Source organism: Fontimonas sp. FW305-C-3 (assembly GCF_058783185.1).
Map to the genome: position 1 here is coordinate 619,122 of NZ_JBYSYK010000002.1, position 13,464 is coordinate 632,585.

Sequence of the window (13,464 nt, forward strand, 5' to 3'; positions counted from 1 at the left end):
AAACCGGGCTCACTGGGTCGTTGATAAGGACCGGCATCTTATTCGATGGCCGACCCGCTGCGCTGCACCATATTGACCGCTTCGCTTCGCCGCCGTGCAAAAAAATCCAATGAAACCAATGTCAATCGGGTTTGGCACCTAAATTGCACATCAATCGGCATCACGGCGTCCAACGGCGGCCGCCGGAGCATACAAGGAATTATCGTGAAAGCATCATTTGTGATTTGGCACAAGGACGTGCGCCAACCCACCCCGATGAGTTCCCGACTATTTACGGCACTTGCCCTGCTGTGCCTCGGCACGCCGGCCAACGCGGCTTCAGGCCCGTTCCTGACCGGCTTCGATGCGATCAGCTCTGGCGACACCGCCTGGATGATGACCTCGACCGCGCTGGTGCTGCTGATGACCATCCCCGGCCTCGCGCTGTTCTACGCCGGCATGGTGCGCAAGAAGAATGTGCTCGCCACCGCGCTGCAAAGCTTCGCGATCTGCAGCCTGATCACGGTGCTATGGGTGCTGCTCGGCTACAGCCTGGCGTTTACGCCCGGCAACGAATGGATCGGCGGCGTCGACCGCCTGCTGCTGAACGGCATGGGCTATTTCAAGGAAACCAGCGAAGTCACCGTCAGCCATATCGCGCCGACAATTCCGGAACCGGTCTTCGTGATGTTCCAGCTGACCTTCGCGATCATCACCCCGGCGCTGATCACCGGCGCCTTCGCCGAACGCATGCGCTTCGGCTCGATGATGGCCTTCATGATGCTGTGGTCGATCCTGGTCTACGTGCCGGTCGCCCACTGGGTCTGGGAACCGGGCGGCTGGCTCGCCAGCATGGGTGCGCTGGATTTCGCCGGCGGCACCGTGGTCCACATCAACGCCGGCGCCGCCGGTCTGGTGTGCGCCTGGATGCTCGGCCCGCGCGACGGCTACGGCCGCCAGCCCTTCCTGCCGCACAACCTCGTCTACACGCTGATCGGCGCGTCGCTGCTGTGGGTCGGCTGGTTCGGCTTCAACGCCGGCTCGGCAGTCGCCGCCGACGGTCGCGCCGGCATGGCGATGCTGGTCACGCAGATCGCCGCCGCCGTCGCCACGCTGGTCTGGATGTTCATGGAATGGATGACGCGCGAACGCGTCACCCTGCTCGGCGCCGCATCGGGCGCGGTCGCCGGACTTGTCGCAATCACGCCGGCCTCCGGCTTCGTCGGCGTACCGGGCGCACTGATCATCGGTGTGGCTGCCGGCGCCGGCTGCTTCTGGGGTGCGACCGGCCTCAAGCGCCTGCTGCGCGCCGACGACTCGCTCGATGTCTTCGGCATCCACGGCATCGGCGGACTGCTCGGCGCTCTGCTGACCGGCCTGTTCGCCGACAAGGACATCGGCGGCGTCACGGGCAATGTCGCCACGCAGGCGATCGGCGCCTTCGGCACGCTGATCTACAGCGGCGTCGTCTCCTTCATCATTCTCGCCGTCATCAACTTCATCATGGGCCTCAGGGTTGAGCACGAGGATGAGCATCTGGGTCTTGATCTGGCCCTGCACAGCGAACAGATCAACTGACCATTGTTAATCACTGGGGCCTGAGACCATGGGAGCACATGCCATGAACAATCCGGACAAATTTGCGATCGGCACGCAACTCTACCTGCGCCTTAAACGCAATCCTGGCCGCGTCATTGATGTGGCCTGGATGATGCAGAACGAGGTCTACGAGCGCGAAATTCTGCGCATCGCAACCGCTGCGGACCCCGAGTCCGCTGCACTGGCGGCGCGCTACGAAACCTTCATGGACGCCAGGCCGGCGAAGGCCTCTCGAGTTCCCGGATCGATCACGGGCAACTACACCGCGGCGGCGATCGCTTCCGAGGCCGAGGGCGAAACACCTGCGAACCCCGGCAGCGAACGCCACTACGTCGGCGGTCTGCGTTAGAAAATCCCCGCGGCAGCAGCCGCGGGGACTAGGCTACTTCAGGCAACGCGGCGCTGCTCGCCCGTCTGCGCCAGGGCACGATTGACGCCCGACAGGATTGCCTTCAGCGACGCCGTCACGATATTCGCGTCGCGCCCGACACCGTGCAGCGCACGGCCATCGCCCAGCTTCAGCTCGATGTAGGTCGCCGCGGCGGCATCGGCACCGCCACTCATCGAATGCTCGTGATAGTCGACAACCGCAATCGTCTGCCCGACCACCTTCGACATCGCCGAAATGAACGCATCGATCGGACCGTTGCCGGTACCCTTGATCTTCTGCGCACGGCCATCGATCTCGATCTCGGTCGCCAGCTCGACGCGCTGCTGCGTCGAGTCCTCGACCAGATGATGCGATACGTAGCGGTATGAACCTGCCGCCTGCAGATACTCGCCGTCGAAGATGCGCCAGATGTCCTCGGCGGTCATCTCCTTGCCGGATTCATCCATCGCCGCCTGCACGACCTGGCTGAACTCGATCTGCAGCCGGCGCGGCAGCGCATAGCCGTACTCGGCCTCGAGCAGATACGTGATGCCGCCCTTGCCGGACTGCGAGTTGACGCGGATCACCGCCTCGTACGAACGGCCCAGATCCTTCGGATCGATCGGCAGGTATGGCATGACCCAGACATCGTCGTCCTTGCGCGCCGAGAACGCCTTCTTGATCGCATCCTGGTGCGAGCCGGAGAACGAGGTGAATACCAGGTCGCCGACATACGGATGGCGCGGATGCACCGGGATCTGGTTGCAGTACTCGACCGTGCGACGCACCGCGTCGATGTCGGAGAAGTCCAGGCCCGGATCGACGCCCTGCGTGTAGAGGTTCAGCGCCAGATTGACGACATCGAAATTGCCGGTGCGCTCACCGTTGCCAAACAGGCAGCCTTCGATGCGATCCGCGCCCGCCATCAGCGCAAATTCGCCGGCGGCGATGCCGGTGCCGCGGTCGTTGTGCGGATGGATCGACATGATGATCGCCTCGCGCTTGGCGAGATTGCGATGCATCCACTCGACCATGTCGGCAAAGATGTTCGGCGTCGAATGCTCGACCGTCGACGGCAGGTTGATGATGATCGGGCGCTCTTTCGTCGCACCGGAGGCTTCGACGACCGCATCGACGACGCGCTTGGAAAATTCCAGCTCGGTGCCGGAGAACATTTCCGGCGAGTACTCGAAGCGCCAGTCGGTCTCCGGCTGCTGGGCCGCCAGCTCGCGCGCCAGCTTGATGTGCGACACAGCCAGCTCGACGACCTCGTCCTGGCTCATGTTGAACACGACCTTGCGCATGACCGGCGCGACCGCGTTGTAGACATGCACGATCGCGCGCTTGGCACCCTTGAGCGCCTCGAAGCTGCGACGGATCAGCGCCTCGCGCGCCGGCGTCAGCACCTGGATCGTCACGTCGTCAGGGATCTCGCCCTTCTCGATCAGCATGCGGTGGAAATCGAACTCGGTCTGCGAGGCACTCGGGAAACCGACTTCGATTTCCTTGAAACCGATGCGCACGAGTTCGCGGAACATGCGCAGCTTGCGCTCGGCGTTCATCGGCTCGATCAACGACTGGTTGCCGTCGCGCAGATCGGTCGACAGCCAGATCGGCGCCGTCGTCAGCACGGCATCCGGCCAGGTGCGGTCGCGCAGATGGACCGGCTTGAATGAAGCGTATTTCTTGAAGGGATCTTTCAACATCGTCATGGCGTCTTCCTCGCCTGATGCGCTACGCGGACGCGCGTCCTGGCGGAGCGGTGTACTGGATTGGGTTTGTCACGGTTTTGGCCCCGTGCCGGGCGCGGCTCATGGTCTGCCTTACGGCAGAAGGAGCAGGCTAAGCAGCAGCGGCAGACCGCGGCTGGAGGCCGCAGTTGCTACAGGAGAATGGCTGCTGAAGGAACGCATGTGGCGATTATGGCCGAGGTCCGGCGCTGCTGACAATGCCTCGGCCAGCGCCGATTCAGGCGGCCTTGCCCGCCGCCGGCCGGAAGCGCCGCCAGATGACCGCGGCCGGCCCCGACAGCGCATACGCGAGGAAGCCGAGGAACATGATGCGCGGCGGATCGATCATCAGCAGCGCGAACACGCCGACGACCATCGCAAACGACACGAAGCGCATGCGGCCGGTCAGGTTCAGCTTCTTGAAGCTGTTGTAGCGGAAACTGGACACCATCGACAGCGCCGTCGCGAGGGTCAGCGGCGCCGCGAGCCAGAGCACCTGATCGCCGCTGAACGGTACGTGGCCGGAGACCCAGGCGAACAGCGAATGACTGTCGTCGATGCAACTCCAGACGAAGAACGTCACGACCGCCGCCGCGCCCGGACTCGGCACGCCGTAGAAATCCTTGTTGGAGCTGGCAATCGCCGCGAGCACGTTGAAACGCGCCAGACGCATGGCCGCACAGGCGGTATAGGTGAACGCGATGACCCAGCCGAGCTTGCCGCCGATCCACTTGTAATCGGCCAGATAGTGCAGCGAGAACGCGTAGACCAGGATCGCCGGCGCGACGCCGAAGGCGACCATGTCGCACAGCGAATCGTATTCCTTGCCGAAGTCGCTCTGGGTGTTGGTCAGGCGCGCGATGCGGCCGTCGAGCCCGTCGGCGATCATCGCGACGAGGATGCCGAACACCGCCGGCTCGAAGCGTCCGGACATTGACATGACAATCGAGTAGAACCCGCCGAACAGCGTGCCGGTCGTAAACAGATTCGGCAGCAGGTAGATGCCCTTGCGGCGTTTCCTTGGCGGATTGATCTGATCCATCGTCGCTGTCTTGCCGAATGAGTGGCCCATCTTACTGAGCGGACCCCAAAAACATAAGGGCACCCGAAGGTGCCCTCATGATCATGAACAAGCGCTTAGTTCTTGCTCTTGTCGACCAGCTTGTTCTTGCCGATCCACGGCATCATCGCGCGCAACTGGCCGCCGACGACTTCGATCGGGTGCGCGGCGTTGAGGCGGCGCATCGCGGTCATTTCCGGATAGCCGGTCTTGCCTTCGGAGACGAAAGCCTTGGCGTACTTGCCGGTCTGGATGTCTTCCAGGCACTGCTTCATCGCCTTGCGCGATTCGGCATTGATGACCTTCGGGCCCGTCACGTACTCGCCATATTCAGCGTTGTTCGAGATCGAGTAGTTCATCGTCGCGATGCCGCCTTCGTACATCAGGTCGACGATCAGCTTGAGCTCGTGCAGGCACTCGAAATAGGCCATTTCCGGCTCGTAGCCGGCATCGACCAGCGTCTCGAAGCCGGCCTTAACCAGCTCGACGGCGCCGCCGCACAGCACGGCCTGCTCACCGAACAGGTCGGTTTCACACTCGTCCTTGAACGTCGTCTCGATGATGCCCGAACGGCCACCGCCGATCGCCGACGCATACGACAGCGCGACCTTCTTGGCCGAACCGCTGGCGTCCTGGTAGACCGCGATGAGGTCGGGAATGCCGCCGCCCTTGGTGTATTCGTTGCGCACCGTGTGGCCCGGGGCCTTGGGCGCGATCATGATGACGTCGAGGTCGGCGCGCGGCACGACCTGATTGAAGTGGATCGCGAAGCCGTGCGCGAAGGCCAGCGCCGCGCCCTTCTTGATGTTCGGCTCGATCTCGTTCTTGTACAGCTCGGACTGGAACTCGTCCGGCGTCAGGATCATGACGACGTCGGCCCAGGCGCAGGCATCCGGCACGCTCTTGACCTTGAGGCCGCCGGCCTCGACCTTCTTCGCGGTGGCCGAACCCGGGCGCAGCGCTACGACGACATCAACGCCGCTGTCCTTGAGGTTTAGCGCATGGGCATGGCCCTGCGAACCGTAGCCAACGATGGCAACCTTCTTCGACTGGATGATCGAAAGGTCGGCGTCTTTGTCGTAGTAAACGTTAATGCTCACGGAAAACTCCAGTCTTGCTTGTGGCCCCGAACAGTGCGGGTGCTTGCGGGTACTGCGTTTAAAGGGGTTCGGCGCCGGCCGTCACGACCTGGTGGCCGATGGCCACCGCGGCGACGCCGCTGCGCACCAGTTCGAGCACGGTCGAGAACTTCGACAGCGCGGCGACGAAGGCCTCGATCTGCGCCGCGTTGCCGGCGAGCTGCACGGTGCGCGTGTTGTCGGTGCCGTCGAGCGCCATCGCGTGATGGTCGCGGACGCAGCGGATGAAGGCATTGGCCTGCTGCGGCGGCAGATCGACCTTGACGATGACCAGTTCGGACTCGATGTGGTCGGCGCTCGACAGGTCGGCGATCTCGACGACATCGATCAGCTTGCGGGTCTGCTTGATGATCTGTTCGATCACGTCGTCCGACCCGTTGGTGACCAGGGTCAGGCGCGATACCGCCGGGTCGAGCGTCGGCGCGACCGACAGCGAATCGATGTTGTAGCCACGCGAGGAAAACATGCCAGCCACGCGGGCCAGGGCACCGGCTTCGTTCTGCAGCAGGATCGAAATGATGTGACGCATGGACGCGCAGCGACTGGGTAGAAACCTTCAGGGGCGCGCATGATGGCTTTGCTGCGCCGCAAAATCAATGATTAAGACCTACTTCCAGGACTCGTCCGGGACCCGTTCGGGCCTCGCTCCGGGTGAGCCGGACGCCGCTGAATTATCATCGGATCACATTCAGAGCCCCACCCACGATGGTGCGGGCCGGACAAGGGAAGGATTTCCGATGAAGGGCAAAACTGCCGGGCCAATGGCCCCGCCGATGCGCACGGGCGTTGCTGTCCTCGGCAATCCGGACGCCGGCGCCGAAACAACACCGGCGATCACCGCCTCCGAACGACAACTCTGGATCACCGGCCTTGGCCTGTTCGCCATGATCGCCCTCCTCGTCGCCTTGCTGGCCTGGCGCGCCGGACATCATCTGCCCGCCAACCCGCTGGCCGCCGCCCTGTTCTGGCCCCTGGTCTTCGGCGTGCTGTTCGCCAGCCTGGTCGCGCTGATCCGCATTCTGCCCCTGGTGCCGAAGTTCCAGCGCTCCAACCGGGCGTGCGCCGCCCGCCACTTGCAGTTATGGACGCCCGGTCTGGCAAGCCTGCTGGACAGCGACGAGCGGGTCATCGGCGCCGTTTACGCGCCCTGCTTCAACCCGGACGGTCGCGGCCACGGCTGGATCAACGCCCTGCTGGTGTGGACCAGCCGGCGTCTGCTGCTGGTGCCCGCCTACCCGAGCCGGCCCGCAGTGCCGATCTGGAGCCTATGGCTGACGGAGATCGCCCTGATCCGCGTCAGCCGCTTACGCCGCGGCTGGCTGCGCTGGCTGCAGGGACCGGTCGATCAAATCGAGATCGTCGAAGAAACCGGCTTGCGCACCTGCATTGTCGCCGGCGTTCCCGGCGACAGCAGCGCCATCGTCGGCGATCTGATCAAGACGGCCACGTACAGCGCTTGGTGATGCGGTTGGTGATGCACCTGCCCACCCGCCCCGGCCGCTCGAACATCCATACGCGGCGCGGCGGCGCTTTGCCGCACTGCGGAATCGGGCTAACATCGCGCCCCCTAAAAGCTTTGATGTAGTTCGCCATGACCGCCGCCAAAACCTCCGCTCACCCCCTTTCCGGCCAGTCCCTGACGGGCGCGGAAATGGTCGTCCAGATTCTGGCCGACGAGGGCGCGGACGTCGTATTCGGCTATTCGGGCGGCGCGATCCTGCCGACCTACGACGCGATCTTCCGCTACAACGCGGCAAACAATGAGCGCATGCCGCTGATCGTGCCGGCCAACGAGCAGTCCGCCGGCTTCATGGCCGCCGGTTACGCCCGCGCGTCCGGCAAGGTCGGCGTCTGCATGGTCACCAGCGGCCCGGGCGCGACGAACACCGTCACGCCGGTGCGCGACTGCATGTCCGACTCGATTCCGATGGTCGTGATCTGCGGCCAGGTGCCGACCTCGGCGGTCGGCTCCGACGCGTTCCAGGAAGCGCCGATCAGCTCGATCATGGGCGCGGCCGCCAAGCACGTGTTCCTCGTCACCGACGCCACGCAGCTCGAAGCGACCGTGCGCACCGCCTTCGAGATCGCCCGCACCGGCCGCCCCGGCCCGGTCGTCGTCGACATCCCGAAGGACGTGCAGAACTGGACCGGCGCCTTCCGCGGCGAAGGCGTGCTGCCGATCCCGGGCTTCCGCGCGCGCGTCAAGGCGGTGCAGAACAACCGCATCGGCGCCGAGAGCCTCGCGCGCTTCCAGGACATCCTCGGCCAGGCCAAGCGCCCGCTGATCTATGCCGGCGGCGGCGTGATTCACGGCGAAGCCTCGGCGGCGCTGCGCGAGTTCGCCGCGGCCTACGGCATCCCGGTGACGACGACGCTGATGGGCATCGGCGCCGCCGACACGACCGATCCGCTGTGCCTGCAGATGCTCGGCATGCACGGCACCGCGTTCGCGAACTACGCGACCGACGACTGCGATTTCCTGATCGCGGTCGGCGCGCGCTTCGACGACCGCGTCGCCGGCGTGCCGGCCAAGTTCGCACGCAATGCGAAGTGGATCGCGCACCTCGACATCGACCCGTCCGAGATCAACAAGGTCAAGCGCGTGCAGTGGCATCACGTCGGTGAGCTGGTGCCGACGCTCAAGGCGCTGCACGACCACGCCAAGGCCAGCGGCTTCAAGCCTGACTACAACGAGTGGCACGCGCACATCGCCGCGCTGCGCAGCAAGCATGCGATGAACTACGAGCGTGGCGGCACCTACATCCAGCCGCATGCGGTCATCGAAGAGATCAACAAGCTCACCAAGGGCGAAGCCGTCGTCGCGACCGGCGTCGGCCAGCACCAGATGTGGGCGGCGCAGTACTTCGACTTCAAGCAGCCGCGCCTGTGGCTGACCTCGGGTTCGATGGGCACGATGGGCTTCGGCCTGCCGGCGGCGATCGGCGCGCAGTTCGCGCATCCCGGCAAGATCGTCATCGACATCGACGGCGACGCCAGCATCCGCATGAACTTCGGCGAGCTGGAGACCGTCACGACCTACAACCTGCCGGTCAAGGTCGTCGTGCTGAACAACTTCGGCGACGGCATGGTCAAGCAGTGGCAGCGCCTGTTCTTCGACTCGCGCTACGCCGGCTCCGACAAGAGCTTGCACCAGAAGGACTTCGTCAAGGCTGCCGAGGCTGATGGCTATCGCTTCGCGCGCCGCGTGTCGAAGAAGGAAGAGCTGGCGACGGTCATCAAGGAATTCATCGAGTTCAAGGGTCCCGCGTTCCTTGAAGTGATCATCGACCCGATGGCCTCGGTCTACCCGATGGTCGGTCCGGGCATGACCTACGAGCAGATGATCACCGGCGACTGGATTGCCTCGCGCAACCCGGTGGTGCCGGTCAAGGTCGACCCGAACTCGACGCAGATGTTCTGATGAACGCCCGACCTGCCGCAGGCGCCGAGCCTGTGGCAGGTCGATGCACCCTGCAGCCGAATCGCTAGAATTGGCCGCCCAACTTTCCCTTTCCGGATTTCCGCAATGAGCAGCGAACTGGTTGCCACCGAGATTGCCGACGGCGTGATGCGCATCCGCCTCAACCGCGCCGACAAGAAGAACGCGCTGCTGCAGGCGATGTACGTCGACCTCGCAGAAGCCTTCGCCGAAGCCGACCGCAATCCGGCCGTGCGCAGCGTGCTGCTGCACGGCACCGACGGCGTGTTCTGCGCCGGCAACGACATCGTCGACTTCCTGAAGTCGCCGCGTTTCGACAAGGAAGCGCCGGTGCTGCGCTTCATGCACGGCATGGCCGCCTGCGTGAAGCCGATCGTCGTCGCCGTCGCAGGCCCCGCGATCGGCGTCGGCGCCACGCTGCTGGCGCACGCCGACCTGGCGTATGCCGCGCCGTCGGCGCGCTTCCAGTTCCCGTTCGTCAACATCGGCATCTGCCCGGAGTTCGCGTCGACCTATCTGCTGCCGCGCGCGATCGGCCACGTGCAGGCGGCCGAGCTGCTGCTGCTCGGCGAGCCGTTCACCGCCGAACGCGCGCTCGACGCGCGCCTGATCAACGCGGTGATTCCGGAAGCTGAACTCGAAGCGCATGCGCTCAAGCAGGCGCAGAAGCTCGCCGCGCAGCCGCCGACGTCGATGCGCACCTCCAAGGCGCTGCTCAAGCGCTGGCGCAAGGATTTCCTCGACGAGGTGATCGACATCGAAGCCAACCACTTCGGCCCGATGCTGGACCAGCCGGAAGCCAAGGAAGCCATGTCGGCCTTCGTCGAGAAGCGCAAGCCGGATTTCTCGCGCTTCCAATAAGCTGCGCGGAATGATCAAGGCACCGGGCAAGCGGGAACGCAACAAGGAAGCCAATCGCGCAGCGATCCTCGAGGCTGCGCGGCGCTGCTTCCTCGACCAGGGCTACGACAGCGTCACGATCCGCGATGTGATTCGCCTGTCCGGCCTCGCTGCCGGCACCTTCTACAACTACTTCCCGGACAAGGAATCGGTCTTCCGCGCGCTGGTCGAGTGTCGCCTCGGCACGCTGCAGGAACGCGTGCATCAGGCGCGCGCGCAGGCGACCGATATCCGCTCGTTCTTCTACCAGTCGTATCTCGGTGCAATGCTCGAAGCGCGCGCCGATCCGGACTTCTTCGAGCTGATGTTCCGCAACGAAGCCGTGGTGCGCTCGTTCTACAACGACAACCTGTTCGGCCTGCTGATGCAGTCGCTGCAGACCGACCTGCAGGACGCGATCAGCCGCGGACTGGTGCCGGAACTCGATGTTGAAGTGCTGACGGCGGTGTCCTTCGGTGCCGGCTACGAGCTGACCCGCCTCGTCGCCCAGCAGCCCAAGCGCAACGTCGAAGAGACCGCGGCCTTCGTCACCCAGTTGCTGCTGCGCGGCCTGCCGGAAATCACCGAGCAGCCGAAGCTGATCCGCCTCGGCTCGCGCCTGCTCAAGGGCGCGGCGCGCTAGGAGCCGCCCGGCTGCTTCTTCGCAATCTCCTGCTCTTCCTGCAGGACCATGTCGAGCACCAGCTTCTGCCGCGCCTGCACTTCGCGGCGCAGCTCGCGACGCAGCTCCGCGCCGCGGAACCAGCGCCGTTCCTCGCGGTTGCGCGGCACGACCTGGGCCACTTCCACCGGCTTGCGCTGTTCGTCCATCGCCACCATCGTGAAATAACAGGTGTTGGTGTGGCGGGCGATGCGGTCGCGGATGTTCTCGGCCGTGACCTTGATGCCAACCTCCATCGACGTGCGACCCACGTAGTTGACCGCGGCGTAGAACGTCACCAGGTCGCCGACCTGAATCGGCTGCTTGAACATGACCTGATCGACCGACAGGGTCACGACATAGGTTCCCGCGTAACGGCTGCCGCAGGCGTAGGCCACCTGATCGGCCAGCTTGAGCAGGCTGCCGCCGTGCACGTTGCCGGAGAAGTTCGCCATGTCCGGTGTCATCAGCACCGTCATCGACAGGGTCCGGCCGGAATCGTCGCCGACGTGGGTGAACGGAACCGCGGTTTCGGTGGGGCTCATCGCGCTGACATCCTGCCGGTCGAGAACGCCAACATACTGCAAAGCCGGGCGCTTGTGAGGAGATCGAGGCGGCCGACCTACCGCCGGCCCAGTCAAGCGGCGTACCATCAATGGGATAACACTGCCGGAGGCGCCCATGCTGATCACCAACGCCCACATCATCAACGAAGAGCACGAGATCGCCGCGGACATCCTGATCCGCAACGGCCGGATCGAGAAGATCGCCAAGCAGATCACCGCCCCGGCCGGCACGGTCGTCTACGACGCCAAGGGGCAATGGTTGCTGCCCGGCCTGATCGACGACCAGGTGCATTTCCGCGAGCCCGGCCTGACCCATAAGGGCGATCTCTACACCGAGTCGCGCTCGGCGGTCGCCGGCGGCGTCACCAGCTACTTCGACATGCCGAACAACAAGCCGGCCATCACGACGCGCGCGTTGCAGGCCGAGAAGTATGCGAATGCCGCGGGCCGCAGCTTCGCGAACTATGCGTTCTATTTCGGCGGCGCGAACGACAATCTTGATGAAGTCGCGGCGCTGCAGCGCGACGACGCCTGCGCGCTGAAGGTGTTCATGGGCGCCTCGACCGGCAACATGCTGGTCGACGATCCGAAGACGCTCGAAGGCATCTTCCAGCGCTCGCCGCTGATGGTCGTGACCCATTGCGAGGACACGCCGATGATCCTCGCCAACGAAGCCGCCGCGCGCGCGAAGTACGGCGAGGACGTGCCGTCCTGGGAGCATCCGAACATCCGCTCGGTCGAGGCCTGCTACAAATCGACCGAGCTCGCGGTGGGCCTGGCGAAGAAATACCAGGCGCAGCTGCACGTGCTGCACATGACGACGGCGCGCGAGCTGGCGTTCTTCACGCCCGGGCCCATGAAGGGCAAGAAGATCACGCTCGAAGCCTGCGTGCATCACCTGTACTTCGACGACCGCGACTACGCCGCGCTCGGCAACCTGATCAAGTGCAATCCGGCGATCAAGACGCCAGCTGACCGCAAGGCGCTGCTGCGTGCGGTGATGGAAGATCGCGTCGACATCATCGCGACCGACCATGCGCCGCACACGGCGGAAGAAAAAGCCAATACCTACTTCAAGGCGCCGTCGGGCCTGCCGCTCGTGCAGCACTCGCTGCTGATGCTGATCGACCTCGTCAAGAAGGGCGAGCTGAACATGCGCACCGTCGTCCACAAGGCCTGCCATGCCACCGCCGACCGCTTCGGCATCAAGGACCGCGGCTATGTGCGCGAGGGTTACTGGGCCGATCTGGTGCTGGTCGATCCGCATGGCGAAACGAAGATCCACAAGTCGAACCTGCTGTACAAGGTCGGCTGGTCGCCGCTGGAAGGCCGCACGATGCCGGCGAAGGTGCTGGCGACCTGGGTCAATGGCGAGCTGGCCTACAACGACGGCGTCATCGACGCCAAGCCGCACGGCCAGCGCATCCGTTTCGACTGAGCATGGCCAAGACCGCAAAGATCGAGCGCTGTCCCTGGTCGGTTTCGACGCCGGAGTATCAGGCGTATCACGATCTGGAATGGGGCGTGCCGCAGCATGACGATCGCGTGCTGTTCGAGTTCCTGATTCTCGAAGGCGCGCAGGCCGGTCTGTCCTGGCGGACGATCCTCGAAAAGCGCGCCGGCTATCGCAAGGCTTTCGCCGACTTCGATCCGGTCAAGCTCACCCGCTACAGCGACGAGAAGCTGGAGAAGCTGATGCTCGATCCCGGCATCGTGCGCAATCGCCTGAAGATCTGGTCGGTGCGTACCAATGCCGTCGCCTTTCTGAAGGTACAGAAGGAGTTCGGCAGTTTCGACGCTTATCTGTGGGGCTTTGTCGGCGGCAAGACCATCGACAATCGCGTGCAGTCGATGGGAGACGTGCCGGCACGCACTGAGCTGTCCGACAGGATCAGCAAAGACATGCTCAAGCGCGGCTTCAAGTTCGTCGGCAGCACGATCGTCTACGCCTATCTGCAGGCAATGGGCCTGGTCAACGATCATCTGGTGGCTTGCCCCCGGCATCGCGCCGTTGCCGCGTAGGCCGATTCTCCCAGCTGCGG

Annotated in this window: 13 protein-coding genes; 8 read left to right on the forward strand and 5 right to left on the reverse strand. The window is 64.5% G+C overall.

Annotated elements, in window-relative coordinates; genetic code table 11:
- Nucleotides 1–255: 255 nt before the first annotated feature.
- Together AC3WUF_RS09055 and AC3WUF_RS09060 are read left to right on the forward strand one after the other, a co-directional pair.
- Nucleotides 256–1,557 carry an ammonium transporter gene (locus AC3WUF_RS09055; protein ID WP_492424662.1) on the forward strand — a complete coding sequence of 434 codons (1,302 nt, stop codon included), beginning with the start codon at nt 256–258 and terminating at the stop codon, nt 1,555–1,557.
- Nucleotides 1,558–1,600: 43 nt separating this feature from the next.
- On the forward strand, nt 1,601–1,927 hold the full coding sequence (locus AC3WUF_RS09060; RefSeq protein ID WP_492424664.1) for a hypothetical protein: 327 nt from the start codon (nt 1,601–1,603) through the stop codon (nt 1,925–1,927).
- A 38-nt stretch (nt 1,928–1,965) separates the two neighbouring features.
- Here AC3WUF_RS09060 and leuA read toward each other — a convergent pair whose 3' ends face one another.
- The 4 genes from leuA to ilvN all read right to left on the reverse strand — a co-directional run bounded on the left by leuA (nt 1,966) and on the right by ilvN (nt 6,406).
- On the reverse strand, nt 1,966–3,654 hold the full coding sequence (gene leuA / locus AC3WUF_RS09065) for a 2-isopropylmalate synthase (RefSeq protein WP_492425602.1): 1,689 nt from the start codon (nt 3,652–3,654) through the stop codon (nt 1,966–1,968).
- 262 nt (nt 3,655–3,916) lie between these two features.
- Nucleotides 3,917–4,720, reverse strand: a complete 804-nt coding sequence (gene pssA, locus AC3WUF_RS09070) for a CDP-diacylglycerol--serine O-phosphatidyltransferase (protein WP_492424666.1) — start codon at nt 4,718–4,720, stop codon at nt 3,917–3,919.
- A 95-nt stretch (nt 4,721–4,815) separates the two neighbouring features.
- A complete protein-coding gene (gene ilvC / locus AC3WUF_RS09075) occupies nt 4,816–5,832 on the reverse strand; it encodes a ketol-acid reductoisomerase (RefSeq protein WP_492425603.1) in 1,017 nt (338 codons plus the stop codon).
- A 64-nt stretch (nt 5,833–5,896) separates the two neighbouring features.
- Nucleotides 5,897–6,406, reverse strand: a complete 510-nt coding sequence (gene ilvN, locus AC3WUF_RS09080; RefSeq protein WP_492424668.1) for an acetolactate synthase small subunit — start codon at nt 6,404–6,406, stop codon at nt 5,897–5,899.
- A 208-nt stretch (nt 6,407–6,614) separates the two neighbouring features.
- Between ilvN and AC3WUF_RS09085 the strand changes: the two genes are divergently transcribed.
- The 4 genes from AC3WUF_RS09085 to AC3WUF_RS09100 all read left to right on the forward strand — a co-directional run bounded on the left by AC3WUF_RS09085 (nt 6,615) and on the right by AC3WUF_RS09100 (nt 10,838).
- The gene (locus AC3WUF_RS09085; RefSeq protein WP_492424670.1) at nt 6,615–7,340 is read left to right on the forward strand and encodes a hypothetical protein; all 726 of its coding nucleotides are present in this window, start codon (nt 6,615–6,617) and stop codon (nt 7,338–7,340) included.
- 128 nt (nt 7,341–7,468) lie between these two features.
- Nucleotides 7,469–9,298 (forward strand): biosynthetic-type acetolactate synthase large subunit, encoded by a 1,830-nt coding sequence (gene ilvB / locus AC3WUF_RS09090; protein ID WP_492424672.1) that lies wholly within the window; start codon nt 7,469–7,471, stop codon nt 9,296–9,298.
- 105 nt (nt 9,299–9,403) lie between these two features.
- On the forward strand, nt 9,404–10,177 hold the full coding sequence (locus AC3WUF_RS09095) for an enoyl-CoA hydratase (RefSeq protein WP_492424674.1): 774 nt from the start codon (nt 9,404–9,406) through the stop codon (nt 10,175–10,177).
- Nucleotides 10,178–10,187: 10 nt separating this feature from the next.
- Nucleotides 10,188–10,838 carry a TetR/AcrR family transcriptional regulator gene (locus AC3WUF_RS09100; protein WP_492424676.1) on the forward strand — a complete coding sequence of 217 codons (651 nt, stop codon included), beginning with the start codon at nt 10,188–10,190 and terminating at the stop codon, nt 10,836–10,838.
- Here AC3WUF_RS09100 and AC3WUF_RS09105 read toward each other — a convergent pair.
- Nucleotides 10,835–11,401: an acyl-CoA thioesterase gene (locus AC3WUF_RS09105; protein ID WP_492424678.1), complete on the reverse strand. Its 567-nt coding sequence runs from the start codon at nt 11,399–11,401 to the stop codon at nt 10,835–10,837. The two genes, AC3WUF_RS09100 and AC3WUF_RS09105, sit on opposite strands and share 4 nt — an antisense overlap.
- A gap of 136 nt (nt 11,402–11,537) precedes the next feature.
- On the opposite strand from AC3WUF_RS09105, the gene AC3WUF_RS09110 reads away from it, so the two are divergent.
- Both AC3WUF_RS09110 and AC3WUF_RS09115 read left to right on the forward strand, forming a co-directional pair.
- Nucleotides 11,538–12,860 (forward strand): dihydroorotase, encoded by a 1,323-nt coding sequence (locus AC3WUF_RS09110; protein ID WP_492424680.1) that lies wholly within the window; start codon nt 11,538–11,540, stop codon nt 12,858–12,860.
- A 2-nt stretch (nt 12,861–12,862) separates the two neighbouring features.
- Nucleotides 12,863–13,444 (forward strand): DNA-3-methyladenine glycosylase I, encoded by a 582-nt coding sequence (locus AC3WUF_RS09115; RefSeq protein ID WP_492424682.1) that lies wholly within the window; start codon nt 12,863–12,865, stop codon nt 13,442–13,444.
- Nucleotides 13,445–13,464 lie beyond the last annotated feature (20 nt).